A 26,705-nucleotide genomic window follows, 5' to 3' on the forward strand; every position below is an offset into this window, starting at 1 on the left:
GCGGGGAGGAGAGGGCGGTGCAAGCGGAGTCGGCCGCAATGGAGGACGCGGGGCTGAGTGTCGGGGCCGACGGGAGGGCGCGCTGCCGCTGGTGCGCCTCCGCCGCCGACTATCAGGCGTATCACGATCAAGAGTGGGGCTACGCCGTCAGCGACGACCGGCGGCTCTTTGAGAAGCTCTGCCTGGAGGGCTTTCAGGCCGGGCTGAGCTGGCTGACGATTCTGCGCAAGCGCGAGGCCTTCCGGCGGGTCTTCCTCGACTTCGACTTCGCGCGCGTCGCGCGCTTTGGCCCGACGGAGGTCGAGGCGCTGCTCCAGGATGCGGCGATCGTGCGGCATCGCGGCAAGATCGAGGCGACGATCAACAATGCCCGTCGCGCCTGCGACCTGGTTGATGAGCGCGGCTCGCTCGCGGCGTTTATCTGGGCGTTCGAGCCGGATCCGGCGGCGCGGCCGGAGCGCCTGACCTGGCCCCTGCTGCGGTCGATCAGCAGCTCGAAGGAGTCCAAGGCGCTCGCGCGCGAGCTGAAGCGACGCGGCTGGCGCTTCGTTGGTCCGACGACGGTCTACGCCTTCATGCAGGCGATGGGGCTGGTCAACGATCATCTCGACGGTTGCGCCTTTCGTCCGCCGGCCGCAGACGCGCGCGCCGCGCTGCCCGCGCTTCGGACGCGCGAGGCCACATGAGCGAGCACAGGTGGTCGACGGCGCCAGCAGGGCCCGAGGCTCGCGCCTCCTCCGAGGTTAGCCACCGCGTCGAGCGTGCTTGGAGCGGGGGGCCGGCCGGTGTCGCGATCGACTTCACCCTGGCCCGCGTGGACGGGGCGCTCTGTTTGAGGGTGGCCGCGCCGCTCTCGGGAGTGCCCGCGCCACGGGCGCCGGCCGGACGGCTTTGGCGGCTCTGGGAGCACGAGGTCTTCGAGCTCTTCATTGCCGGCCCCGAGGAGCAGTACCTCGAGCTCGAGCTCGGCCCCCACGGCCACTACCTGGCGCTGCGGCTCGCTTCGGTGCGCGTCATCGTCGACGCTGAAGTGCCTCTGGCGCATCACCGCGCCTGGATCGACGGCGATCGCTGGTACGCCGAGGCAGCGCTGCCCTGGGCCGAGCTACCGCCGGCCCCGCACCGCTTCAATGCCTACGCGATCGTCGGCCACCCGCTCCGACAACACCTCGCGCTCTTTCCGCTGGAGGGTTCGGAGCCTGACTTCCACCGCCTCGAGTCGTACCGCGCGCTGGCGCTTTGAGCGCTGGCTGGCTGGCTGGCTGGTGCTGGCGCGGGACCGCGAGGACTCAGGGCGTGCCGTCGGGCAGGGGCTGATGGCCCTGGTAGATCAACAGCCCATCGGCGGCGAGCGAGCCGCTCGGGGACGCCTTGGCGAAACGGCCGGTGATCAGGTAGCTCTGGCCGCTCGCGAGCGGGTTGCGGCGGCCCGCCGCCTTGGGCTGATCCGTGTAGTCGGTCACCATCAGCGACCGATCGCGCGGGCTGTCCTTGCTGTCGGCGAGCCAGAAATACGGTTTGTCGCAGGGACGGCAGCGCGTTCCCTTGGGGCATGCCGGGCAGCTATAGAGCTCCGTGATGACGCCGCGCACGGTGACGGTCTGGTCGAGGTGGCGCGCCAGTTCGGCGCGCAGCCCCTCGATCGACAAGGTGTCGTCGGCGTAGCGGGCGGGCGCGTGATCCTTCTGAAACGACGGGGGGGGCGGCAGCCTCACCTCCGTGCGCGGCAGCTCGGCGCTTTCGACCGCCTCGGCCCCCAGCCTCGCGCCTTCCTCGGCGCGCGGGGTGCACGCGGTCAGCAGCAACGTCACCAACAGGGTAGTCACCAGACCGCTGAGGAGGGTCCCCAGCGCGTCGCCGCCGGAGCCGATGCTGGCCACGCGGGTTTGCCGCGCCGTGGTCGACGTCGCCGGGGATGTCGCCAAGCTCAAAGATGCGGTGCCCCCCGATGACGTGGTAGGTCCGCGGATACAGCGCAAATGATCCTTCATCGACAACACCTCAACGGTAAGCAGATCTGCGACGAGAGCGTAAAGCTGCGAGTAACATACGCTAGGGTGGCTCGCAAGTTGCCGGAACGGGCTGGCGGGGTGCGTTTCGCCGCACCAGGCGCGCGTCTGGCCATGGCGTTGGCCGCGGCGGGGTTGTTCGCCGGGTTGGCCGTGGGCTGCGCTGCAAAGCGGGAGCGCGCCGCGACGACGCGCGGTCGGAGTGTGGCAGGCGTTGCGCCGGATAGTGGGGAGTTGCTGGCGTTGGGCCTGCCGCAGCTCCCCGCGCAGCTCAATCCGCTGCAAGGCGGCGGCGACCTCTGGGCGTGGCGCATCATGCGCGGCAACGTCGTCGAGGCCCTCGTCGATCGCGGGGCTGATGGTCGCGCCCTCCCGCGCCTGGCGCGGACGGTCGAGTGGACCGACCAGGGCCGCCGCCTGCGCCTTGGCCTGCGTCGAGGCGTGCGCTTTCATGACGGCCCGATCCTCAACAGCGCGCACGTCGCTGCGGCGCTCGAGGAGGTCCTGCGGCCGCGATCGGTAAACCCCGCCTTGCGCCTCGCGCTCGCGGACATCGCGGAGGTAACGACCCCGGCGCCGGACGTGGTCGAGCTGAAGCTGCGGCGCCTCAACTACCAGCTCCCCCTCGCGCTGGCCGCCGTGCCGATCGTCCGCGCTTGGCGGCCCGTCGAGCGCTCCGCGGCGGGCGCTCAGCCTTTGAGGCCGGTCATCGCGGGCACGGGGCCCTACCTGCTCACGCCGGCGCCGGCCCCCGAGCTGCTGGTGCTGCGGCGCTTCGGCCGCTACTGGGGCCCGCCTCCGCCGATCGCGCGCATCGAGCTGCGCGCCGTGCCGGATCCGGCGCGCGCGCTTGGCGCGCTGCGCAACGGCGAGATCGATGTCTTGGCCGCTCTGCATCCCGGGTACTACCCGGCCGAGGTCAGCGGGCGACGCTTCGATCGGCGCTTTCGTCTACGCCGTCTGCGACCCCATCAGCTGCGCGTGCTGTGGTTCAACCTGCGGCGGCGGGTGCTGGACGATCGCCGCGTGCGGCAGGGGCTGGCCCGGCTCGCCGATGGTGCCGCGCTGGCTGCCACGCTCGGCGGCGAGGTCCAACCCCTGGGTCGCGTGCTCTGGGGGTCTTTTGGTGCGGTCCAAGGGGCGGTCGGGGGGGCGGCTCGTGCTGCCGGCGTCGCCCGACCTGCCTGGGCGGCGGGCGGCGGCGGGGCGCCGCTGGCCGACGGCGCCGCGCTGCTGACCTGGAGCGGATGGCAGCGCAAGGGCGGCGGTTGGCGGCAGCGCGACGGGCGCACCCTGGCGCTGCGTTTGCTCTGCGCGCGCGAGGGGCCGGGCCGCCACGAGGCGGAGCAAATAGCGCGACGCCTGCGTGAGGCTGGCGTCGGCGTGAGCGTCGAGCTGGGGGACTTCGGCTTCGTTCGCGTGCAGCTCCAGCGGGGTAACTTCGACCTGGCGCTGAGTGGACTGACGGTCCCGGAGGGGGACGAGCTTTCGATGTATCTGCGGAGTGATGGCGCGCTGAATTTCGTGCATTACGAGAATGCCGCCGCGGATGCCCTGCTGGACGCGCTGAGGACCGCGCCCCCGCAGAGTGACCGCAGCGCATGGCAGGTGCGCTTGCTGCAGCTACTGGCCGATGACCCGCCCTGGGTGGGGCTCTACGTCGCCCGTGAGCTGAGCGTCGTCAGTCGCCGGGTGGAAGGGTGGCGCGACGATGGGCGCTGGCCGGAGTTTTCGACCCTGCGGCTGCGGCCCAACTGAGCGGGCGCAGATCCCGGGTCGCGCCGCGCGGCGAGCAAAGATTGCGAAGGATTTGTCGTCAACGCGATCGCCGAGCGATAATCACGCCGATGGCTGGCGACGACAACCACGACCTGAGCTGGGAGGACATCACGACGGCCATCTCGGCCGAGCCGCTCCCGCTGACGCCCGCCTCCCGCGACAAGGCCTGCCTGATCGTGCTCGCCGGCGGTCGTCTGGGCGAAATGGTGCCGATCGGGCCCGGGCTGTCGATCGGTCGCAGCAGCGAGGCCGACTACTGCATCCCGGACGATGGGATCTCGCGCATCCATCTGCGCGTCGCGCGTCTGGCAGATGGCACGGTGCACCTCACCGATGCCGAGAGCCGCAACGGCACCTACGTCAACGGGCAGCGCATCAAGGAGACCGAGCTCCATGACGGCGATAAGATCTACATCGGCACGCGCGCGATTCTGCGCTTCTCCTATGCCGATCGGCTCGAGGAAGCGTTTCAGCAGCAGATGTACGACGCGGCGCTGCGCGATGCGCTGACGGGGCTCTTCAATCGGCGCCACCTCCTGACCCAGCTTCAGACGGAGTTCCAGTTCGTCCAGCGCCACGGTGCCTCGCTGGCGGTGGTGATGTTCGACCTCGACCACTTCAAGCTCGTCAACGACACGCACGGCCACCTGGTCGGAGACGCCGTGCTACGTCACTTCGGTGATTTCTTGCGCGGGAGCATTCGCAGCGGCGATTTTGGCGCGCGCTACGGCGGCGAGGAGTTCGTGCTCGTTTGCCGCGGCATCGGGGCAGAGGGCGGGATGCAGGTCGCCACGCGCTTGCAGCGCCAGTACCGGGAGCTCCAGCCGGTTCCAGACCTGCCCGAGCTGCGGGTCAGCTTCAGCGCGGGCGTGGCAGGCGCGCCCGATACGCGGATCGCCGAGGCCCAAGCCCTGCTACGGGCGGCCGATCAGGCGCTCTATCAGGCCAAGGACACCGGACGCGACCGCGTCTGCCTCTTTGAATAGCGTGCGCGCCGAGCCGAGTGCGCGCCGAGTCGACTGTGCGAGTGATGGCCAATGCGAACGACGCTGCGCGAAAACGAGCAGGTGCTGCTGGTCACCCGTAAGCATTGGATCGAGCTCGTGCGGCCGGTCCTGGCGCTGGTCGGTGTTGCGGCGCTCGTCGTGCTGATCTGCTGGGGTGAGGCGCGGCTCGGAGCGGGGGAAGCCGAGGGCAGCGCGCTGGTGATCGGACCCTGGAGCGCCCTGCTGCTCGTCGTGCCCGCGCTCTGGCTCGGCTGGCGACTGCTGGCCCGCCGCTACGATATCTGGGTCGTGACCGACCGCCGCGTGATCGATGAGGAGGGTGTGATCTCGCTGACGGCGATGGAGAGCCCGCTCTCGAAGGTCAACAATGTCTCTCTGCAGCAGGGGTTGCTCGGTCGCCTGCTCGGCTACGGCGACGTGCAGATCCAAACCGCGGCGGAGATGGGCGCTACGACCTACGCGCGGGTCGCGGCGCCGCGACGCCTGAAGGACGCGATCACCCAAGCCCAGGATCTGCAGCAAGAGCGCGGCGCGGCCCTCCAGGCGCAGCACTTCGCACGCGCGGCCGTGCCGGCGGAGGACGCGCTGGGCGCGGACACCCGCAGCTGCCCCTTCTGCGCCGAGGCGATCAAGACCCAGGCGACGATCTGTCGCTTCTGTCAGCGTGAGCTCCCCGCGGCCTGACGCTGAGGCGCGGGCCTAGAACGCCTGCCCGTAGGAGAAGCTGAGCCAGGTCTCGGCCGAGCCGGGCGCATCGCGCTCGAGCGGCAGGCCGAGGTCGATGCGCAGGGTGTCGCGGTCAAACTGCGGCAGCACCGCGCGCAGACCGATCCCGGCGCTATGGTGCCAGCGGAAGGCAGGTGCCAGGCGACCGGGACTGGGGCTGCCCCAGGCCGACCCACCATCGTAGAAGAGCACGCCGCCAAGGTGCACTGTCCACAGCGCCGCGGGGAGGGTGCGGTATTCGGAGTGGAGGCGCAGCAGGTTGCGCCCCGCATAGGCCGAGCTCGGGTAGCCGCGCAGCGTCGCGTGGTCGCTGCCGGGCGGGTTGCCGTCGGGCGCACGCACGCTGTCACCGGCGCCGCCCAGGCGCGAGACGCCGCGGTCGAGGTCGTCGCGGCGCAGCACCAACGAGGCGTAGCTGTGGAGGCGACCCCAGCCCCAGCGCCCTGCGACGTGGTGGACGCCCGCCTCCATACGCTGATTGACCCAGGCAGCGCGCGGCGACGTGGCGGGCAGGGGCGCGTCGCCAGCGGCGTCGTCCGCCGGCGCGAGCGCCCCTTGCAGCCGCGCCGTCGCGCCAAGCGTCAGCGTCAGCAGCTGATCGCTGAGCTGCCAGCGCCAGCGCAGGTCGGCGAATCCCTCGCCAAAGGCTTGGGCCGCGTCGACGAGGTTCTGCGCCGCCCGCAGCTCGAGGCCGAGGGCCGGACCGAGCGCGAAGTCCTCCGTCAGGGCGAAGCCGCGCACGTTGCGCTGGCGCACGAAGCGCGTCGGCCGCGTGCCGTAACGCAGGTAGAACGCGGCCGCCGACTCGCTGCGCGGGAGCGTCGCCGCGCCGAACCAGCGGCGCGTCCGCTCGTCGAAGGGGAAGCCGTCCGGGGGGCTGTAGGCCAGGCGATAGGCCAGCAGCCCCCAGCCCAGGTCTTGGCGCAGCCCCCTTCCGAACGAGCGCACCACGCCGGTCGAGGCGACCAGCCGCCGCTGCTCGTAGACGTAGGGGACATTGCGACGCCTCCCGTCCGGGTGCCCGGACCAGGATACCGTTTCGAGTGAGAGACCCGGTCGTTCACCGGGCGGCAGTCGCGCATCGACCGTCGGCCCGTGCTGGCGGTAGGCGCGCACCGTTTGATCGTCGACCCAGGCGTCGACGTGAAAGCCCCAGGGCGCCGCCAGCGAGTAGAGCGGCTGGTCGAGCCTTAGGCGCACGAGCACGCCGGAGAGCGTGCCCGTCGCGCGGCTGGGGCACCACAGCCGAGGGTCCGCAGCGGGATCCTGGCCGACGCTGCCGCCACAGGGCACGCGGCCTTCGATGCGCAAGTCGACCTGCTGCAGCAAGCGCAAGCGTGATCCGAGCAGGCGCCGATCGAAGTACGCTTCGCCGAGCACTAATCGATCGCGTAGGACGCGGCCAGTGCTGAAGAGCACGAGGGGAAAGGGCAGCGGCAGCGCGAGCTCGAGCTGGGAGAGCGTGACGTGGAGGCTGAGCCGCTTGTAGCGACCGAGGAGGTTCTCCTCGGTCGGCATGAAGTCGAGCGTGCTGAGCAACGATCCAGTCTGGCCAAAGACCATGTTCAGCCGCAGGCTCCAGAGATCCTTGACGACGACGAGCAGGTCGACGGCTCGCGCCTGGGCGCCCTGGCAAGGGACGAGACGGGCCACGGCGAGGATCGGCAGGGCGCGCAGGTTGCGCTCGCTCTCGGCGACGAGCGCGGCGTCATAGCGCTCCCCGGCGTGCAGCAGCAGCTCCTGCCGGATCACGCGCTCGCGCGTGGTGACATGCACGAGGTTGAGCCAGCGGGGCCAGGGATCGTCGTGGTCGACGATGCCGTAGCGCAGCAGCACGACCCGGCCGATCCGCTTGCCCGCCGGAGCGGGATCGGGCGTCAGGCCCGTTCGGCGCAGGGCTCGGGCGACGAGCGCGTCTTCATAGGGAGGTGCCGCGGCGTCAGCCGGTGCTGCAAAGCAGAGCAGCAGCAGCGCGGCGAGCGAAAAGCGCATTGGCGGATTGTAGCCTGGTGCGCAGGCGCACGGCCGATCTACTGCGGACGCCGACGCCACGTGGCGCTCGCGGCGCTCGCGGGACGAGGCCCGCGCTACTGCCTTACCCGCGGATCTATCCTCAGATCTATCCTCAGATTCTTGCCAGCCAGCGAGGCCGTCGTTACCCTGCGCCCATGGGTCGACGACATGATGGCGGCGGGGCGCGTACGGCCTTCGGCGATTTCGACGGTCAGGTCGAGGTCGACTTGCCGCCGGCGGCGGGCATCTCCCCGCCCGTCGAGGAGCGGCGGCCGCTGGCGCGCGTGGGCACGCGAAAGCGCGCGCTGATGCGCCGCCCGTCGCTCGTGGGCCCGGTGCTCTGGGTGCTGCTGGTCGCCGGCGCCCTCGGGGCCGCCTACTACGGCTACTGTCGCTATCGCGTCGCGGACCGCCAGCAGGCCTTCGCGCGGGAGCTGGCCGGGCTGCGCAGCGCCTTGCTGGCGCTGCCGCCGCCTTTGACGCCCGACGACGTGCGGGCCTTGCTGGCGCGCGATGCCGACCGAGCGTCGCTGCGCGCGGATCCCAGCGGGATCGAGGCCAGCGTTGAACCTCTGAGCGCAGCCAGCGCGCCGCGGCTGAGCGATGCCGTCGAGCGTGAGCGCGGCCTTTCCGAGACCGCGACGGGCGCGCGCGTGCCGGGCGCGCTCGTGGTCGGGATCAAGGCGCGCTTCGTCGCGACCTACGGTCTGGTGAGCGAGGCCTTCGGCGTCGAACGCTTCGTGCGGATCGACTCGGCACCCGCAGGCGATGCTAAGTCGCCGCCGGCCGCTCCCTGAGGGCGTCCATGTCCCTGAGGGCGTCCGCGGCTCATCCCGCCGAAAGGCCGGGTGCCGGGAACTTGGCACAAAGCGCCGCGACCTCGGCCGCCACGCCATGCTGCAGCCCCTCGTCCGCTGGATCGTTCAGGACGCGGTCGATCCAGTCGGCGATCTGACGCATCTCAGGCTCGCGCATGCCGCGGCTCGCCACGGCGGGTGTGCCGAGGCGAATTCCGCTCGGGTCGAAGGGCTTGCGTGGATCGAAGGGGATCGTGTTGGCGCTGCAGACGATGCCCGCGGCGTCGAGCGCGCGCGCGGCGCCCTTGCCCGAGAGCGGCCGATTGTGCGTCACGTCGACCACCAACAGATGGTTGTCGGTGCCGCCGGAGATGACGCTGTAGCCCTTGGCCAGCAGCGCCTCGGCCAGCGCGCGGGCATTCGCCACGGTTTGCTCGGCGTAGGCGCGAAAGGCGGGGCCCGCCGCCTCCTTCAGCGCGACGGCGAGCGCGCCAGTCGTCTGGTTGTGGGGGCCCCCCTGGACCCCGGGGAACACGGCGGCGTTGATCACCTTGCGGTGAGCCGCCCGGCAGAGAATCATTCCACCGCGCGGGCCGCGCAGCGTCTTGTGCGTGGTCGTCGTCACGACGTCGGCGTGGGGCACCGGGCTCGGGTAGGCGCCACCGGCCACGAGCCCCGAGACGTGCGCCATGTCGGCCACGAAGATGGCGTCGACTTCCTGGGCGATCGCGGCGAAGGCGGCCCAGTCGAGGACGCGCGAGTAGCTGCTGAAGCCCGCCCAGAGCAGCCGCGGCCGGTGTTGGCGCGCGAGCTCGCGCACCTGGTCGAGATCGACGCGACCGTCCTCGCGGCGGACGCCGTAGTGAATCGCGTTGAAGTAGCGCCCGGTGATGCTGACGCTCCAGCCATGGGTGAGGTGACCGCCGTGCGGCAGCCCCATCCCGAGCACGGTGTCGCCTGGCTTGCAGAAGGCCAGGTAGACCGCGAGATTGGCCGGCGTGCCCGAGTAGGGCTGGACATTGACCGCCTCGGCGCCGAAGAGCGCTTGCGCCCGGTCGATGGCAAGCTGCTCGATGGCGTCGATCTGCTGCTGGCCTTCGTAGTAGCGCCGCCCGGGATAACCCTCGGAGTACTTGTTGGCGAGGACGCTGCCGCTCGCCTCGAGCACCGCGCGCGAGGCGTAGTTCTCGGAGGCGATCAGCCTGATCTTCTCTGCCTGGCGCGCTTCCTCGGCGGCCAGCAGGCGCGCCAGCTCCGGGTCGGTCTGTTGCAACGACGGCTCACGCATGCTGCTCTTCCCCTGGCTGGAGGTGACGAAACGCCGGCACTCTGCCACCGTGGGGCGGTCGCGACAAGCGGTGCCGCGCTGCGGGTCCGGCGGCACGGCGGGCGAGCAGCGGTGATCGGCTGGTGATCGGCTGGTGATCGGGGCTGCCGGTGGGGACGTTGCGGCGCTATGCGCCGGCGCCGCGGGGTCCGCGGGTGCGGGGTGGTTGTGCCGCCGTCGCCTCTGGCGTGGCCGCGGGGGTGGGAGTCCGGAGGAGGTGAGCTGCGGATGTTGACGATGTTCATCGATGCGGACGGTTGTCCGGTCAAGGATGAGACCTACCGCGTGGCGAAGCGCTACGGCTTTGCCGTGAAGGTCGTGGCGAACCATCACGTGAACGTGCCCTTTTCGCCCGCGGTGCAGACGGTGCGCGTCGGCAGTGGCCTGGACGAGGCGGACGATTGGATCGCGGCGCAGGCCGGGGCCGGAGACGTCGTGGTGACGGCCGACATCCCGCTGGCCGCCCGCTGCCTGCCGCAGGGCGCGCGCGTCCTGGGGGTCACGGGTCGCGAGTTCACGGAGAACGGTATCGGCGACGCACTGGCATCACGCGAGCTCGCACAGCAGCTGCGAGAGATGGGGATCCGCACCGGCGGGCCGGCACCGATGGAGAAGAAGGACCGCTCGCGCTTCCTCTCGAGCCTCGATCAGATCGCGGGCGCGATTCGGCGCGGCTGCCCGCAGGAATAGCGCAGTCGCGCTCGCGCTGCGCCGGCTGGCCCATTGCGCGGATGGCGATCGCTGCGGCGCTGCGACCCGAGGGGGCGGCGGCCTGCTCAGTCGCGGCGCCGCAGCACGACGATCAGGAAGCCGCCGAGGTGGCGCAACAGCCGGTGGTCGGCGGCGCGTCGCTCGGCCCAGCCGAAGACCGCGCGCAGCCCCGGGAGGTCGTGGAGCTGGGCAGCGGGCGTGAGCACGCGTACGCCGCGCACGCGCAGCAGCTCGAGCGTGGGCGGCAGGTAACGCCGCACGTCGCCCAGGGTGTCGTAGCGGGTGAAGACGTCGGCGTCGGTGAAGCGCTCAGCGATCCCGATCCGAGTCGGGAACTTCAGCCGTTTGACCAGATGCCGCAGGCTGAAACGGTTGTAGAACTCGAGCACGAGATGGCCGCCGGGGCGCGTCACGCGGGCAAGCTCCGCCAGCGTGCGCTCGATCGTCGGCACGTGGGCCAGCACCTTGAAGGAGACCACGGCGTCGAAGTGGGCCGCTGGGAAGGGCAGCGCGTCGACGGAACCCTGAAGGACGGAGAGGGCCCGGCTGCGCGCCCCGGCTAGCATCCCCGTCGAGAGGTCGATGCCGATGGCCTGGCGCGCGGCGGGGGCGAGCCGCTGCAGGATCAGGCCCGTGCCGCAGCCGGCCTCGAGGACCCGCCCGCCGCGGCAGTAGCTCAGGGCGAGGTCCGTCTCGAGGTCGTCGATCAGGCGATGGTAGCCGCGGTGGCGCTGCGCCTCGTAGGTCGCGCTGAAGGCGTCGTAGTAGTGGCGTGAACGGCTCATGGGGTGGCCAGTAGCTCGCGGTAGAGTTGTTCGTGTTGGCGCGACACGGCGCCGATGCTGAAGTGTTCCTCGACCACCGCGCGGGCGGTTGTCCCGACCTGGCGGCGGCGAGCGTGGTCGGTGTGCAGGGCGGCCAGCGCGCCGGCGAGCGCCGCGGCGTCGTTGGGCGGGATGACCGCACCGACCTCGCGCCCGCAGCCGAGCTCCTCGAGCGGACCGCCCGCCGCGACGACGATCGGCAGCTCGAGCGCCATCGCTTCGAGCAGCACGAGGGGCAGGTCCATCTTCGCGTAGAGCGATTCCGCCGGGAGCACGCAGACGTCGCTCGCCGCCAGCAGCTCGAGCATCCGCGGCACCTCATTGAGCAGGGAGACGCGGGCGCGCACGCCTGCACGGCGCAGGTCGGCATCGATCTCGCGCTCGACCAGGCGTGACGCCGCCTGCTTGATGCGGCAGGCGAAGACGAAGCGAACCTGAGCGCCGGGCAGGCGCGAGACCGCCTCCGCGACGACCTTGGCGGCCTGACTGAATTGGTAGTCGCCCGGGTAGATGACGACGAAGTCGTCGGGGAGCAGGCCGTGGGATCGGCGCGCCGCCGCGCGCTCTGCGGCCGTCGGAGTCGCGGGCACGACGATGGCCGGTGGGATGTGCGTGACGCGCTCGGGGGCGATGCCACCCGCGAGCAGGCGCCGGCGCGTATGCTGGGAAAGCGCGATGATGCGCTCGCCGAAGAGCACCTTGTCGAGGCGATCAAAGCTGCGCGGCACCGAGCAAATGGTCTGCACGGTGCGACGGTGGTGCAGCCGCAAGCCAAGTCGTGCGGCCGCGGCGCTCCTTGGGTTCGGGGCGAAGAAGAAGTGCGCGAGCGCGCTGTCGTCGCGCCGCAGCAGGCGCCGCAGCGCACTGAGGTTCTGGAGCAGTGGCGGGGTGTAGCTGCCGATGTCGCGGTAAATCGGCTCGCTGACCACGCGCGCCCCCTCCAGCGCGAAGCCGCGCGGCGTCAAGACCCGGTAGCGCAGCGCTCGTCCCGCCTGGGCCAGGTCGCGGACGAGATTCTTGCTGCTGTCGGTCCACGGCGGTCCGACGGGCTTGGAAACCATCAGCACCGTCGGGTCGAGCGCTTGGGAGGGGGGCTTGGGAGGCATCGGCGCGGGCACGCTAGCACGTTATCCGGGTGGGACGCAGCCGCGGGCGCGCCTGCGTCGCTGACTTCCTCGGCGCCAGCGCGGCAGGTGGCGTGGCCGCTCCGGCGCCTGCCGCGCCGCCCCCCCTCGCGGGTCCCAGGCGGGCGGTCGCCGGCCCCTCGGCGCGGGCCCAAGTCACGCGCGCTTCTCGGCCCTTTGCTGTGATTTTCCAGCGTTTTTATTGACGGTCAGCGCCGCTGCGTGCTACCCACAGAGGCTAACTCAGACTTAGCCTGGCCTGGCCCCGACGACCCGCGGAGACCCCGATGGCGAAGCATATCCTTCTCGCCGAAGACAGCGTTACGATGCAGAAGGTGGTCGCGATGACGCTCGCGGGCGAGGACGTCACGTTGAGCGTCACGGCGACGGTCGACGACGCGCTCGCGAGCGCGCGCTCGCGCCGACCCGACCTCGTGATCGCGGACCTCTCGCTTCAGGGCAAGAACGGTTACGACCTCGCGGCGGCGATCAAGGCGGAGGATGGAGCGATTCCCGTGGTGCTGCTGCATGGCAGCGCGGTGCCGCTCGATTCGGCGCGTGCGATGCGCAGTGGAGCCGATGGCGAGCTCGTCAAGCCCTTCGAGACGCAGGCGCTGATCGAGAAGCTCTGGAGCTTGATGGAGGGCTCGGATGCGGTCTCGATGCCGGGGCCGGTCGAGCCCCTCGGCGAACCGCTGAGCGCGGCGACACGGGCACCCGCTGGTGCCGGTGCTGCGGCTGCCGGCGTTCACCGTGCGCCGCCCGCCGCCCGCGCCGCGGCTGGGGCCCGCCCGCTGGGGGCTGTTTCGACGGCGCCTGGCACCGGAGCTGGCGCCGTGCCGCCCCCCGCGGTTCCCGCCCCGCGGCCGCCCATTGCCGTCCCGCGGCCGCCCGTTGCCCTGCCGCGCCAGCCGGCGGCTGCAGCCGCGCCGTCACGACCGCCCGTCGCCGTCCCGGCCGCGCCGCGCCCACGTCCCATGCCGCCGCTGGCGGCGGCTGCCGGCCTATCGAGCGAGCCAACCGCGCTGGAAATTACGATCGAGGCCGAGCTGCCGCCTCCCGTGCTGGCGGAGCCCTTGCCGTCCTTCGACGTTGCGTTGACGACCGAGCTGGGACGAAACGTTGCACGCGAGCTCGGCGGGGGCGACGCTGCAGCTCCGCCGCGTCCGACGCGGACCCTGGCCGGTTGGGGCGAGGGGCTGCCCACCCCGCCGCCGGGGATGCCCTTGCCGCGCGGTGCGGCGCTGCCCGGAGTGGCCGCGGCACCCGCGCCCGGCGCCACCGCCGGTGGCGGGCAGGATCTCGATCCCGCGGCCTATGCCGCCATCGTCAAGCTCAGTCGCGAGGTCATCGAGCGCGTCGCCTGGGAAATCGTGCCGGAACTGGCGGAGACGATCATCCGCGAGCAGCTCGATCGTGTGCTCGCGCAGCGCGCGAAGTAGCGGACGGCTGCGGCATGTCCGGAGCACTTGAGCTCATTCCGCACGCCTGCGGGCTCTGCGTCGTCGACATTCAGCAGAAGCTGGCCGAGTCGATGCCGGAGAAGGTCCTCAAGGGCACGCTGCGCAACTGGCTCAATTGGATCGAGGCCGCCCGAGTCCTGGGCATGCCTGCGGTCGTCAGCGAGCAGTTCCCCAAGGGCCTTGGGCGCACGCTCCCGGTCGTCGCCGAGTCCGTGCTGCGGCTGCCCCGCGAGCGTGTCCTGCTCTTCGACAAGCTGACCTTCTCCTGCGGCGCGGTGCCCGCCTTCGGTCAGTGGATCACGGCGACGGGGCGTAACCAGTGGATCGTGATCGGGATGGAGGCGCACGTCTCGATCTACCAGACCGCGCGAGCGATGGTCGCCTCGGGTCAGGTCGTGCACGTGCCCCGCGACGCGGTGATCGCGCGCACGATGGCCAACTGGGAGACGGGACTGCGGCTGATCGAGGAGGCGGGCGCGCTGGTGACGAGCACGGAGGCTGCTGTCTTCGACCTCCTCAAGCGGGCGGGTACGGAGGAGTTCTCGCAGCTCTCGCGCGTCGTCAAGTAGCGCCCGAGGTTCGGCGCGCGCCCGCGCTCAGCGGCTGCTGGTGGTGTCGTCGAAGGCGTCGTTCGTCAGATCGGGCAGGGCGGCCTCGGCGAGGGCGCCCGACAAGTCCGCGGTGGTCTTGCGCAGTCGGCGTACCAGCACCTGGACCAGACTCCAGAGCAGCTTGACCGACAGCGCGCTCTCGCTGCGGATGATCTCGTAGAAGTCGGCACGTCGCAGCACCAGCAGGCGCGCGGCGGCGCTGGCCGTGCCGCTGGCGCTGCGCGGCGCGTTGTCGACCAGGGCCATCTCTCCGAAGTGGTCGCCGCGGTGCAGCGTCGCGACGAAGGTGTCGCCCTTCTGGAGGCGCACCTCGCCGTCGAGGATCAGAAAGAGCTCATCACCGGGCGTCCCCTCGCGAATGATCGACCCGCCATCGGCGTAGTCGCGGACCTGCATGCTGTTCAGCACGCGCACGAGCTCCTTGTAGCCGAGGTAGGAGAAGATCGGCATCCCCTTCAAGACCTCGAGCTTGAGGCTGACGTCGCGTACGCGATCCTCCTCACCGGCGCTGACGGCCACCCGGACGACGACCGCGGTGATGTTGTCGTGTCCACCGCCGGCGTTGGCGACGTCAACGAGGCGCTGGGTAGCCGCGCGCACATCGTCGTGGTCGAGCACCGCGGCCATCTGCTCCAGCTCGGTGAAATAGAAGTGCAGACCGTCGCTGCAGAGCACGAAGCGATCGCCGGGCAGGACGTCGAAGTCGAGCGTGTCGACCTCGACCGATTCGTAGACACCGACGGCGCGGGTGACCGCGTTCCTGAAGTCGCGATAGACGGAGCTGTCGATTTGATCGGGGCGCAGCTTGCCCCGGCGCGCGAGCTCGTTGACCAGGGAATGATCCTCGGAGAGCTGGTGAACCTGGCGCTCGCGCATCAAGTAGATTCGGCTGTCACCGACGTGGGCCAGGAAGCCGCGTTCTTTCGTCAAGAGCAGCAGGCTGCAGGTGGTCCCCATGCCTCGCTTGTCCGGCTGTTCCTGGGCCCGCTCGTAGATCGCGGAGCAGGCGGCCTGCACGGCGTGCTCGAGCACGTGCAAGACATCGTTGCGGTCGGCGCCTTTGCCGGACTCGAAGCTCTCAATGATGTCGCGGTTCTCGCCGACGGCGTCGCGGACGCGACGCACGCACAGCGATGAGGCAACCTCTCCGGCAGCGTGCCCGCCCATGCCGTCGGCGACGACGAACAGGCGCAGGTTCTTGTCGATGAGGTAGTTGTCCTCGTTATGGCTGCGCTGCTTGCCGGTATCAGTGACGGCCCAGAACTCGACTTGCACGAAGGGGCTCCATAGTGCGAGCGCGAACGATAGCGGGGAAAGGCGGGCGGAACAAGCGCCGGCGCGATGCACGCGCGGGAGGGCGCTACGCTCGACGCGCGGCCCACTGCCGCGGTGGGGCTTTCCGGTGCGCCCGCGCTGAACGGTCAGGTCCATGCGCGGCGGGGCGCGCGTGCAGTGCCCGCTGATCCACAGCGCCTCGCAGGGCGGCGCGCGCAGCAGCCCCGCGGGTGGAGCTTGCGCGCATGAGGGGCGCTGACCAGCGGCTCGACGAAGACCTCGATCCCGTTGCGCGCTAACGCCTCATCGGGTGCTCGGGCCCCTGCGTCCGCGCGGTGCTTTCGAGGTCGGCGCGTCGCGTCGGCCGTGCACGTGGTTGAAGGCCGGGCCGCCATGCTGATACCATCGGCCGGCTCGGGCAAGCGGGGCTGGCGGCCGCAGCGGTAGCGTCGGCCGGCAGTGCTGCTGCGGCGTGGCTCGACCTGCGCGGGTGGGACCGGGCGATTGCGAGGATGATGGCGCGGGCACTTGAAGCTGCTCTCCTGGCGCTTCGTCGTACGCCCGCGTCGGCCGCCGCGCTGGCGGCGGTGCGCCAGGCCTGCGCCGCGCGCGAGGGCGCGGGCGAGGGCCTCGGTCTGGCGCTCGATCGCGCGCGGGCCCATCACGCGACCGCGGGAAATTGGGAGCTGGTGGTCGCGCTATGCGACGCGGAGCTCGCTGGTGCCCCCGACGCGTCCCGTCGCGGCGAAGTGCTGCTGGCCGCGGCCGAGGTGCTCGAGGACGAGCTGCTCGACGAAGTCCGGGCGCTGGCCTGCTTCGAAGAGGCAGCGGCGCTGCGCCCTGACGACGACCGTCTCGGCCGCACGATCGCCCGCATTCGCCTCGTGCGCGGTAGCTGGGAGCGGGTCGCCGAGAAATACGTCGAGGGAGGCCGCGGCCGCTGTCGACCGTGAGCTGAAGACGCGCCTGCTGCTCGCGGCGGCTGAAGTCGTGGCGCGAAACGACCCCGCGTCGGCGCGCGTCGAGACCCTGTTGCGCGCGAGCCTGGAGGTCGACCCGCGCAACGCCCGCGCCAGCGCCCAGCTCGATCGCCTGCTGGCGCGCTGCGGGCGCATCAGCGAGAGGCTTGAGCTGCTCGAGCAACGCCGGCGCGTCGCGATCGATCCCGTCGAGCGCGTCGCGGCGCTGCTCAGACTCGGCGACTGCTGGGCGGAGCAGCCGGAGGGCACGCCGGCCGAGGCGGGCGCGGCCGGCCGGCGGCGCGGCGCGCGCACGCCGACGGCGACCGACCATGCGGTCGCTTGCTGGCGCCAGGTGCTGGTCCTCGACCCCAGCCAGCCGCACGCCCTGGCGCAGCTGGTGCCCGTGCTCGAGGGGCGTCGCGATTGGGCTGGCATCGCCGAGGTCTTTCAGTCCGCGCTTCAGCACGGACCGCCCGGTGAGCGCGACGTCGAGCTCTTGGCGCGGCTCGGCCAGGTCCTCGCGACGCGCCTCGATCAGCCTGCTCGTGCCGAGGAGTGCTTCCGCCTGGTGCGCCGGCAGCAACCGGATCATCCCCTGGCCGTTGACTTCTACTGCGCACTGCATCGCGAGCGGGGCGAGCCGGCGGAGGCCGTTGCGCTGATCGAGCAGACCCAGCTGCGCGAGCGCGACCCGCAGCGCCGGCTGGAGCTCGCGCTGCGTTTGGCCGAGCTGGTCGAGGACGGGCTCGGCGATTATGAGCGCGCCATCGAGCTCTGGACCGTGCTCGCGCCGCCCCTCGCCTTGCCCGCGGCGCCGGCTTCCGCCACGGCGTCGTCGGACGAACCGACCCTTCACCAGCGCGCCCGCGAGGCGCTGGCGCGCCTCTATCGTCGGGTCACGCCCCCGCGCTGGAACGCGCTGCGCGACCTCCTCAAGGCCGAGCTCGATCACTTGCCGGCGGACGCGAGGTCGCGCCGGGTTGAGCTGCAGCTCGAGCTGGCGGCGATCTATCGCGACTACCTCAAGGTCGATGCGATGGTCGTCACGCTCTATAGCGCTGTCTTGGCGCTGCAGCCGGACCACCCTCAGGCGCTCTTGGCGCTCAGCGAGCGCTTCCTCGCGCTCCAGCGCTATAGCGAGCTGGCCGAGGTGCTGGGGCGGCGCGCGACGCTGAGCAGCGATCCGCAGGAGCAGGTGGCGCTGCTGCATGAGATCGCCGCGCTGTGGCTTGAGCAGCTCGGCAACCAGGCGCAGGCCATCGCGCCCCTCGAGCAGGTGCTTGAGCGCGATCCGCTCAACGAGAGAGCGCGCGCTCGGCTGCGAGAGATCCACACCCGACGTCAGGATTGGCGCGCGCTCTTCGAGCTGCTGACGACCGAGGCGGCGCTGCGCGACGGGCAGCCGCGAGCTGCCCTGCTCAGCGAGCTGGCTCAGCTCGCTGGCGAGCGGTTGGGCGACGCGCCGCGCGCCGCCGCCTTGTGGCGCGACGTGCTTCAGCTCGACGCGCATCACGCCGGGGCGCTCGAGGCGCTCGAACAGCACTACCGGCGCGAGGGCCAATGGGTGGCGCTCGGTGATGTGCTGCAAGCGCAGCTCGAGCGGGTCGACGCGCAGAGCGCGACCGCGCTGCAGCTATGGGAGCGGCTGGCGGACCTGCATAGCAACCAGCTGCGGACCCCCGAACGCGCGATTGTGGCCTGGCAGGAGGTGTTGGCCCGGCGCCCGACGACCACGCGGGCGCTTGTGCTCCTGCGCGAGCTCTTGGCCCAGGCGCGCCGCTGGGACGATCTCGAGGCGCTGTTGACGCCGCGCGGGCTGCTGCTCGAGCTGGTCGAGACGCTGACGAGCGCCGCAGATCGGGAGCGCGACGAAGACACGCGTGTCGAGCTGAATCTCCGGATCGGTCGGATCTGCGGCGGGGAGCTGCAGCAGGTGGAGCGAGCGATTCGCGCCTACGAACGGGTCTGGGGCCTGCGCGCGGGCGAGCTCGAGGCGGCCCGGGCGTTGGCCCCCTTGTACCGGGCGACGTCGCGCTGGGAGGGGTTGATCGCCGCCGATGAGCGCTTGCTGGAGGCAGCGGCCGACGATGCGGAGCGTCGAGCGCTGATCGCCGAGCTGCAGGCGGTTTGTGCGGGTCCGCTGCGCGACCCCGCCCGGGCGATGGTTTGGGCGGCCCGCGCCTGGGCGCTGGCGCCGGCAGAGGCCGAGCTGCTGCAGGCGATCGAGGGCCTCGCCCGGGCGGCGCGCGCGTGGCGCCCGCTGGCTGAGCTGCTCGAGGCGCAGCTGACGCGACTCGGCGACGACGCCGAGCTGCGCCTGCTGGTGCTGGCGCGGCTGGCCGAGCTCTGGGCCGACGAGCTGGACGATGGGGTGCGTGCCGAGACGCACTACCGTGAGTGGCTGCGGCTGCGCGGCGATGATCGGCGCGCCTGGACGGGGCTGGCGGAGGTGCTTCGCCGCGGCGGGCGGTGGCGCGAGCTGCTGGCGACGCTCCAGGCGGAGGCCGTACTCCCGCTGCCGCTCAGCGAGCGCGCGGCGCTGCAGCTCGAGGCGGCCACCGTCGCGGAGGAGCGCCTCGGAGACCCGAGCGCCGCGATTGCACCCTATCGCGAGCTGTTGGCGCTGGGGGTGGAGCGTACGCCGGCGCTGCAGGCCTTGGAGCGTCTTTATCGCGTCTGTGGCGCCTGGTCGGAGCTGGCCGGCGTGCTGCGTGAGCAGCTCGACGGGCTTGCCGCTGCCGACCCGGAGCGCGGCGAGTTGCTCTGCCGGTTGGCGCTGGTCGTCGGCGAGCAGGAGGGTGCGCCCGAGCGGGCGATTGAGCTGCTCGGCCAGGCCTTGGTCGTGGCCCCGGACCATCCCCAGGCGCTGGCCGCCCTCGAGGATTGGTTGGATCGCGCTAGCGCTCCGCAGCGCGCGCAGGCGGCGCGCCTGCTGCTCGAGCCCTACGAGCGCGCCGGTCGGTCGGCCGCGCTGGCCGCGGCGCTGGTGCTGGTGGTCGAGGCAGAGGAGGATCCGCTCGTGCGGCGCGAGGCGCTGCGGCGGTTGCAGCGGCTCTACGAACACGGGCTCGATCAGCCCGGGCCGGCGCTGGACGCCGCTGAGGCGCTGCTCCGGCTCGATCCACGCGACGAAGCCGCGCTCGACGACGTCCTGCGGCTGGCCCGCCGTGCGGGCCAGAGCGCGCGCGCCGCCGCGCTGCTCCGCGGCCTCGTTGGCGCCGACCAGGTCGGGGTAGGGGCGCCGGTCGGCTTGCGCTGGCAGCTGGCGCTGCTGCTTCACGGTGACCTTGGCGACGCGGTCGGCGCCCAGGCGCAGCTGGTCGAGCTCCTGCGCGAGGCACCGGAGAACGATGCGGCGTTGGCCCTCTTTGAGCAGTTGCTGCGCGATGGAGGGCAGTGGCGCGAGTTGCGCGACTTCTTGCAGCTGCAGCTCGGACCTTGCACGGAAGCTGCCGAGCGGCGGCGCTTGCTGACCCAGATCTGTGCGCTGAGCGAGGATGTGCTCGGCGACGCGGACGCGGCCCTGCTGGCCTATGAGGAGCTGTTGCGCGGGGCGCCTGCGGATCAGGTGGCCTTCCGCGCAGTGGAGCGGCACTACCAGCGGCTTGCGCGCTGGGGCGATCTGGCGCGGCTCTATCTGGCGCGGCGTGACGTGATCAGCGACGAGGCCGAGCGGCGGGCGCTGCTGGGCTTCGTCGCGCCGCTGCAGGAGCAGCTCGGTCAGAGCGAGCAGGCCATCGCGAGCTATCGCGAGTTGGCGGGCGACGCCGCGCATTCACGGGCCGCCCTCGAGGCCCTCGAGCGCCTCTACCGGGCCGCCGCGGCCTGGCCCGAGCTGATCGCGGTGTTGCGGCAGCAGGTGGCCCTGGCTGCCGAACCAGCGCTTCGCGCCGCGCTCTGGCGTCGCATCGCGGAGGTGGCGAAGGGGCCGCTCGGCGACCTCGAGCAGGCGAGCGCCGCGTTGAACGCGCTCCTCGAGGAGGATGGCGGCGATCGGCGCGCCCTCGAGGACCTCGCCCGGCTCTATCGTGGCGCCGCACGCTGGGAGGATCTGCTGCGGCTCCTCGACCGGCGACTGGCGCTGGCGGCGGTCGGGTCGACCGAGCATGTCGTGCTGCAACGGGAAGCGGCCGAGATCGAGCTCGAGCAACGTGGCGACGTCGCCGCGGCGCTGGCGCGCTATCAGCCCTTGCTGCAAGAGCCGGCGCTGGAGCAGGCGGTCCACGCCGCCTTGGCACCCTTGCTCGATCAGCCCGAACACGTCGCGGCCGTGGCGGCCCTGCTCGAACCGATCGCGCGCGCGCGATCGGATTGGCCGGCACTGCTGCGCTTGGCCGAAGCGGAGGCTCGGCACGCCACCAACGCGACGCGGCGCGCGGAGCGGCTGCGCGCCCTCGGGCGGATCCACGAGGAGGGCACGAGGAACCTCGAGCAGGCCTTTGCCGCCCATGCGCGGGCGTTGCTCGCCGAGCCCGAAGGCGTCGGGCTGGCGTCGGCGCTCGAGGCCCTCGAGCGCCTGGCGGCGGCCTCGTCGACCTGGCCAGCCTGCTGCGAGCTGTTCGAGACCGCGTTGGAGCGCTGCGCTCAGGGCGCGTCGCGCTGCACGCTCCGGCTGCGGACCGCTGCGTTGGCTTGGCGCGAGCTGGCTGACCGCGAGCGCGCCAAGCGACACTACGACGCACTGCTGCAGGAGGGCGCGCGCGACCAACCGACGTTGCTGGCGCTGCAGCGCCTCTGCGAGCAATGCGAGGACGCGCCGGCGCTGGTCCTGACGCTGGAGCGCCTGGCCGAGCTCTCCGATGCTGGCCAGGCGCTCGCTGCCCTGGAGGGGCTCTATGCCCAGCTCGGGCGTTGGCGCGAGCTGGAGCAGTTGCTCGAGCGGCGCGCGGTGGCGGCGACGCAGGAGCCCGAAGGACGAGCCGATGGTTGGTTTCGCCTCGCGCGGCTGCGTGCGACCCAACTCGACGACGCGGCCGGCGCGCTCGAGGCCTATGGCGCCCTGCTCGGCTTGCGCTCGGGTCACGCGGCGGCGCGGGCCGCCGTCGCCGAGTACCTCCAGCAGCCGCAGTGGTCGCTCCGCGCCGCGGAGATCCTGGCGCCGCTGCACGAGGCTGCGGGCGATTGGCGCGGGCTGATCCGCAGCTGCGAGGTCTTCCTGACGCATGAGCGGCAGCCAGCGCGTCGGCGTGAGCTCTGCTTGCGCCTGGCCCGGCTCTGGGAGGATCGCCTGGACGATCCCCGCAGCGCCTTCGCCTGGTATGGCAAGGCGCACTGGGAGGATCCGGAGCACCAAGAGGCTCAGGAGGAGTTGCTGCGGCTGGCCGCGCTGCTCGACCGCTGGCCCGAGGCCGTCGCGGTGCTGACCCAGCCACTCGACGAGGGGCGCGTCGACGCCGCCGCCGGGCGCGCGCTCGCGCTCTTGGTGGGTCGCCTCTACGACGAGCGACTCTACCAGTGGCAGGCCGCGGCGGCCTGCTTCGAGCGTGTGCTCAGCCGCGACGCCGGGGACGAGGAGGCCTTCGGCCTGCTCGAGCGGCTGCTGATGCGCCACGAGCGCTGGCAAGAGCTGCTGGCCGTCTACGCGCGAGCCGTTCCGGTGCCGGAGGCGGGCGACGCGGGCGCCGGTCGCTCGCGGCGGCAGTTGCTGCTGAAGGTGGCGCGGGTCTGGGAGGAGGCGATCGGCGATTTCGACCAGGCGCGCCGGGCCTATTGCGAGTTGCTCGATCAGTTTCCTGGCGACGAGGCGGCGCTGCTGGCGCTCGATCGGCTCTACAGCGAGCGCAAGGCCTGGCCGGCGCTCTGCGAGCTGCTGCAGCGGCGCGTGCCGTTCGTCGAAGCTCCCGCGCTGCGGCACGACCTCCTCTGCCGCATCGGAATGCTTCGCGAGCAGCACCTCGACGATGTCGCGGGCGCGATCGCGAGCTATCAGCGCGTGCTGGAGAGCGACCCGTTGCACCCTGCCGCGGTGGCGGGCCTCGAGCGCATCGTGATCGACCGGGACGTGCGCCTTCGGGTGGCGCAGCTCCTCGAACCCGTCTATCGCGCGCAGGACGAGTGGGCCAAGCTGGTGGTGATCCTCGATGTTCAGCTCGACTTCGTCGAAGATCCGACGCGACGCGACGCGCTCTTGCGGGAGATAGCGGCCCTCCACGAGCAACGCGGTGGCATCCCCGAGCTCGCGCTCAAGGCGCTCGGACAGGCCTTTCGCGAGGGTCGGGGCGCGGACCTCGCGCTGCTGGCGGAGATCGAGGCGCTCGCTGAGCGCCTCGGGGCCTGGCGGCAGGTGCTGGTTTGGTTGCACGAGGCCATCGAGGTGGGCGCGGACGTCGCGCGCCACGCGCTCCTGTTGGCGCGGGCCGCGCGCCTGGCCGAGGAGCGTCTCGGCGACGCTGACGCGGCGTTGGCCGATTGGCGCCGGCTCTTGGCGCTGCGCGAGAGTGATGCCGAGGCGTTATCCGCCGTCTTGCGGCTGCTCGAGCAGCTCGGGCGCTGGGAACCGCTGGCCGAGGCGCTGCAGCGGCAGGCCGAGCTGACCAGCGACCTCGTGCTGCAACGGCGCTGTTATCGGCGGATGGCCGAGCTCTTCGATCAGCGCATCGGCTGGCCAGAGCGGGCGGTCGAGGCCTGGCGCCAGGTGCTGGCGTTGGGCGGCGAGGATGAGGTGGCGCTCGAGGCCCTGGCCTTGATCTATGCGCGCGCCGAGCGCTGGATCGACCTCGTCTGGGTCTATCAGCGGCAGCTGGCGCTGAGTGAGCAGACCGAGCGCTGGCAGGACGTCGCCTGGGCCCTCGCGCGGACCTACGAGGAGCGCTTGGGCGATGTCTTCGAGGCCCTGCAGATCTTGCGCGCGCTGTACGCGCGGCAGCCCGACGACGCGGAGGCGCGGGCGCAGCTCGAGCGCCTGCTGGCGACGGCCGGACTGTGGGGCGAGCTGGCGGCGCTGCTCGAAGGCCACGCCCCCGGCGAGAGTGCGGGCGCGCAGCGGCGCGAGCGGCGGCTCCAGGCCGCGGCGATCATGCTCGAGCGGCTCGGCGACGAGGACGCCGCCCTGACGCGCCTGGAGCAGCTGCTGGCGGAGGATCCCCACGACGATGACGCGCTGGCCTTGCTCGAGCGGCTCGTCGATCCTCCGCGGCAGCGCGAGCGTGTGGCGGCGCTGCTCGAGCAAGTCTGTCTGGCGCGCGGTGACTACCTTGGCGTGCGGCGCGCGCTCGAGCTCTGCGTTGCCGGCGCGGCGGGTAGCGCGCGTCGCGATCTGCTGGAGCGCGTCGCCCTGCTCGAGGAGGAGCAGCTGCAAGACCCGCGCGCCGCCTTCGCGAGCTATGCGCGCGCCGCGGCGGAAGCTCCGACCGACGAGACGTTGCACGCGCCGCTGGAGCGGCTCGCGCTGCAACTCGGGGCGCTCGAGGAGCTGCAGCCGCTCTTCGAGCGGCTGGCTGCGCTCGTCTTCGACGCGGAGGCGAGCGAGCGGTTGCATGTCAAGCTGGCGACGCTAGCCGAGGCCGCCAACGACGAAGCGGCGGCGGAGCGCTACCTGCGCCAGGCGATCGACCGGCAGGGCGGATCGATCGCGCTCTGGTCGAAGCTGGCGGCGCTCTTGGATCGCCAGGGGCGCGTGCCGGAGCTGGTCGAGGCGCTTGAGGGTCAGTGCGAACTGACGGTCGACCTCCAGCAGCGCGCGGCCTTGCAGCAGCGCATCGGCGGGACGCTCCTGCGGCGCGCCGACGATGCTGAGGGCGCGTTGGCGGCCTATTGCATCGCGCTGAGCCAAGACGCCGGCAACCAAGCAGCCAGGGCCGGTCTGGAGCAGTTGCTCGACCGGCCGAGTCTGACCCCGACGGTGATCGACGTGCTCGAGCCGCTCTACGAGGGCGAGCGCGACTACGCCAAGCTGGTCGCGCTCGGCGAGTGGCGCCTGGCGACGCTCAGCGATCCGATGCGCCAGGCGGCGGTGCTCGATGCGCTCGCTCGTCTGCAGGAGGAGCAGCTCGACCAGCCCGCTCAAGCCCTCACGACGCTGCTCCGCGCGCTGCGTTGCGACGCCTCCGCTCCGTCGCGCTGGGAGGAGGCGGAGCGCCTCGCGGTGGCCCTCGATCGGACGCTCGAGCTGGGGGCGCTCTTCGACGAGCTCTTGGACGCTCCTGCGCTGGTGCCGGAGCAGGCGCGGGAGCTCGGCTTGCGCAGCGCAGCCTGGCAGGAGGATCAGCTCGGAGACGGTCGGCGCGCCGAGGCGCGCTACCGCTGGGTGCTCGAGCGCGACCCGCGGGCGGAGCGGGCGCTGCTGGCGCTGGAGCGGCGCTACCGGGCGCAGTCGGACGCGCGCGCCCTCCGTGAGGTGCTCTGGCAGCGCTTGGCGCTGATCAGCGCTGCGCGCGAGCGACGCGGCCTGCTGGGCGAGCTGGCGCAGCTCAGCGCCGAACGCCTCGGCGATCGGGGCGGGGCCATCACCGCCTGGCGGATGCTCTTCAACGAGGAGCCCGGAAACGCGGCGGCCTTCGCCGCGCTGGAAACGCTATGCGAGCAGGAAGGGCAGTGGCGCGAGCTGGTCGCCGCGCTCGATCGGCGCGCGGCGGCGACCGACGATCCCAGCGCCCGGCAGCGTCTCGCGCTGCGCGCGGGAGAGCTGCTGCTGACCCGCTTGGATGATCGGGACGGTGCGGCGGCGCGCTACCGTGACCTGCTGCAGCGGGATCCGCTTTGCGCCGCCGGGCTGCTCGGCCTGCAACGCGTTGCCGAGCGCGGCGCCGACTGGCCGGCCGTGCGCGAGCTGCTGCTGCGTCGGCGCGAGCTGAGCGCCGAGACGGCCGAGCGGCGCGCGCTGACCCTCGAGCTGGCGCAGCACGCCGAGCAGCGACTGGTCGACGGCGTGGCGGCCGAGCGCTACTTCCGCGAGGCGCTCGCGCTCGACGCGTCCGACGGCCCCGCCTACGACGGTCGCGCGCGCCTCCTGCGGCAACAACGAAGGTGGTCGGACCTGGCGGAGCTGCAAGAGGCGCGGCTGGCGGCGCTCGGCGACGGCGAGCAAGCGCTTGAGCTGCGGCTGGAGCTGGCGCGCTTGAGCTTGGAGGAGCTGGCTCAGCCGGAGCGGGCCCGCCGCAGTCTCGAAGGGGTCGGACCGGTCGCCGCCGGGGACGCCCGTGTCTTGCTCGAGCTGGCGCGCGCGGCCTTGCTCTGCGGTGAGGCGAGGTCGTGCCTCGCGCTGATCGAGCAAGCGGAGACCGCGCCTGGTGACCGCGCGACGCGCGCGGCGCTGCAGTTCACGCGCGCCCGGGCTCAGGCGGCGACGGGCGCGCCGCCTGAGCTGCAGCTCTCGGCCTGCGAGGCCGCGCTGGAGGTCGATCCTGGCCATGAGGCGGCCGCCGCGACCCTCGTGGCGTTGGCTGCTGGAGCAGGGGAGGCGCGGGCCCGTCACGCCGTGGCTATCCTCGAGCGCTGCGCGGCGGCGCTGGAGGGTGAGGCGAAGGTGGCGTGCTTGCGGCGCGCCGCGGCCGTGTCCTACCAGCCCCTGGGCGATCACGCTGCGCGGCTCGCGCTGCTGCGTCGCGCGGTGGACGAAGCGGTAGCGGGCGGGGCGGGCGGCGTCGAGGTCATGCTCGAGCTGGCGGCAGCCTGCCTCGACGGCGACCCCTTTGACGCCGCCGCGCCGCTGCTGGAGCGCGCTGCCGCGGCGTTGGCGGGGCAACGCGGTCTGCTGACCGCTCGCTGCGCTCACCTCGCCGGCCAGCTCGCGGAGCGCCGCGGTGACCATGCCGCCGCGCGCGCCCGCTACGAAGAGGCCCAGCGCGGCGATAGCGGCTATGCCCCGGCCTTGGCGGCCCTCGCCCGCTTGCTCCTGGCGGATGAGGAGTGGGAGGCGGCGCGGCGCGTGCTGCGCGCGCTCCTGCTCCAGCTCGCGTCGGGCAAGCAGGACGTCGCGCGCGCCGACGTCCTGGCGCAGCTCGGCCGCGCGCACGTCGCGCTTGGCGAGACGGCCCAGGGGCGCGCGCTCTACACGCGCGCCCTCGAGGAGCGTCCGGGATGGGTCGAGATCGAGGAGGCGCGCGCGGCGCTCGACGCAGGCGCCGAGGGCTGCTAGCG

The 26,705-nt window shown here is 72.2% G+C and carries 17 protein-coding genes; 11 read left to right on the forward strand and 6 right to left on the reverse strand.

Annotation, left to right across the window (positions count from 1 at the left end):
• The first annotated feature begins 38 nt into the window (after positions 1-38).
• Complete coding sequence (locus IPL40_14495; GenBank protein ID MBK8482350.1) at positions 39-686, forward strand: DNA-3-methyladenine glycosylase I; 648 nt, start codon at positions 39-41, stop codon at positions 684-686.
• Entirely contained in the window at positions 683-1,243 is a 561-nt protein-coding gene (locus IPL40_14500) for a hypothetical protein (protein MBK8482351.1), read from the forward strand. Before IPL40_14495 ends, IPL40_14500 begins: the two co-directional genes overlap by 4 nt.
• Before the next feature lie 46 nt (positions 1,244-1,289).
• On the opposite strand, the gene IPL40_14505 is transcribed toward IPL40_14500, so the two are convergent.
• Positions 1,290-1,880 (reverse strand): hypothetical protein, encoded by a 591-nt coding sequence (locus IPL40_14505; protein MBK8482352.1) that lies wholly within the window; start codon positions 1,878-1,880, stop codon positions 1,290-1,292.
• Between the two features lie 189 nt (positions 1,881-2,069).
• Between IPL40_14505 and IPL40_14510 the strand changes: the two genes are divergently transcribed.
• From IPL40_14510 to IPL40_14520, 3 genes are all read left to right on the forward strand, one after another.
• Entirely contained in the window at positions 2,070-3,767 is a 1,698-nt protein-coding gene (locus tag IPL40_14510) for a hypothetical protein (GenBank protein ID MBK8482353.1), read from the forward strand.
• Positions 3,768-3,856: 89 nt separating this feature from the next.
• Complete coding sequence (locus IPL40_14515) at positions 3,857-4,774, forward strand: GGDEF domain-containing protein (GenBank protein MBK8482354.1); 918 nt, start codon at positions 3,857-3,859, stop codon at positions 4,772-4,774.
• 51 nt (positions 4,775-4,825) lie between these two features.
• Positions 4,826-5,479 (forward strand): PH domain-containing protein, encoded by a 654-nt coding sequence (locus IPL40_14520; GenBank protein MBK8482355.1) that lies wholly within the window; start codon positions 4,826-4,828, stop codon positions 5,477-5,479.
• 15 nt (positions 5,480-5,494) lie between these two features.
• Here IPL40_14520 and IPL40_14525 read toward each other — a convergent pair whose 3' ends face one another.
• Positions 5,495-7,513 (reverse strand): BamA/TamA family outer membrane protein, encoded by a 2,019-nt coding sequence (locus IPL40_14525; GenBank protein ID MBK8482356.1) that lies wholly within the window; start codon positions 7,511-7,513, stop codon positions 5,495-5,497.
• A 176-nt stretch (positions 7,514-7,689) separates the two neighbouring features.
• Here IPL40_14525 and IPL40_14530 point away from each other — a divergent pair, with 176 nt between their 5' ends.
• Positions 7,690-8,331: a hypothetical protein gene (locus IPL40_14530; protein ID MBK8482357.1), complete on the forward strand. Its 642-nt coding sequence runs from the start codon at positions 7,690-7,692 to the stop codon at positions 8,329-8,331.
• A 31-nt stretch (positions 8,332-8,362) separates the two neighbouring features.
• Here the strand turns inward: IPL40_14530 and IPL40_14535 are convergent, their stop codons facing one another.
• Positions 8,363-9,619 carry a serine hydroxymethyltransferase gene (locus IPL40_14535; GenBank protein MBK8482358.1) on the reverse strand — a complete coding sequence of 419 codons (1,257 nt, stop codon included), beginning with the start codon at positions 9,617-9,619 and terminating at the stop codon, positions 8,363-8,365.
• A 267-nt stretch (positions 9,620-9,886) separates the two neighbouring features.
• Between IPL40_14535 and IPL40_14540 the strand changes: the two genes are divergently transcribed.
• On the forward strand, positions 9,887-10,348 hold the full coding sequence (locus IPL40_14540; protein ID MBK8482359.1) for a YaiI/YqxD family protein: 462 nt from the start codon (positions 9,887-9,889) through the stop codon (positions 10,346-10,348).
• 86 nt (positions 10,349-10,434) lie between these two features.
• On the opposite strand, the gene IPL40_14545 is transcribed toward IPL40_14540, so the two are convergent.
• Complete coding sequence (locus tag IPL40_14545; protein MBK8482360.1) at positions 10,435-11,154, reverse strand: methyltransferase domain-containing protein; 720 nt, start codon at positions 11,152-11,154, stop codon at positions 10,435-10,437.
• Entirely contained in the window at positions 11,151-12,299 is a 1,149-nt protein-coding gene (locus IPL40_14550; protein ID MBK8482361.1) for a glycosyltransferase family 4 protein, read from the reverse strand. The genes IPL40_14545 and IPL40_14550 overlap by 4 nt, the downstream gene beginning before the upstream one ends.
• A gap of 305 nt (positions 12,300-12,604) precedes the next feature.
• Here IPL40_14550 and IPL40_14555 point away from each other — a divergent pair, with 305 nt between their 5' ends.
• Both IPL40_14555 and IPL40_14560 read left to right on the forward strand, forming a co-directional pair.
• A complete protein-coding gene (locus IPL40_14555) occupies positions 12,605-13,759 on the forward strand; it encodes a response regulator (protein MBK8482362.1) in 1,155 nt (384 codons plus the stop codon).
• Between the two features lie 14 nt (positions 13,760-13,773).
• Complete coding sequence (locus IPL40_14560; protein MBK8482363.1) at positions 13,774-14,349, forward strand: isochorismatase family protein; 576 nt, start codon at positions 13,774-13,776, stop codon at positions 14,347-14,349.
• A 27-nt stretch (positions 14,350-14,376) separates the two neighbouring features.
• On the opposite strand, the gene IPL40_14565 is transcribed toward IPL40_14560, so the two are convergent.
• Entirely contained in the window at positions 14,377-15,666 is a 1,290-nt protein-coding gene (locus tag IPL40_14565; protein ID MBK8482364.1) for a cyclic nucleotide-binding domain-containing protein, read from the reverse strand.
• Between the two features lie 515 nt (positions 15,667-16,181).
• Here IPL40_14565 and IPL40_14570 point away from each other — a divergent pair.
• Together IPL40_14570 and IPL40_14575 are read left to right on the forward strand one after the other, a co-directional pair.
• Positions 16,182-16,619, forward strand: coding sequence for a hypothetical protein (locus IPL40_14570; GenBank protein ID MBK8482365.1), 438 nt, complete (start codon positions 16,182-16,184; stop codon positions 16,617-16,619).
• A 37-nt stretch (positions 16,620-16,656) separates the two neighbouring features.
• Positions 16,657-26,703: a hypothetical protein gene (locus tag IPL40_14575; protein ID MBK8482366.1), complete on the forward strand. Its 10,047-nt coding sequence runs from the start codon at positions 16,657-16,659 to the stop codon at positions 26,701-26,703.
• Positions 26,704-26,705 lie beyond the last annotated feature (2 nt).

It is taken from the genome of Pseudomonadota bacterium, assembly GCA_016711215.1.
In the GTDB taxonomy this organism is placed as follows: domain Bacteria; phylum Myxococcota_A; class Polyangia.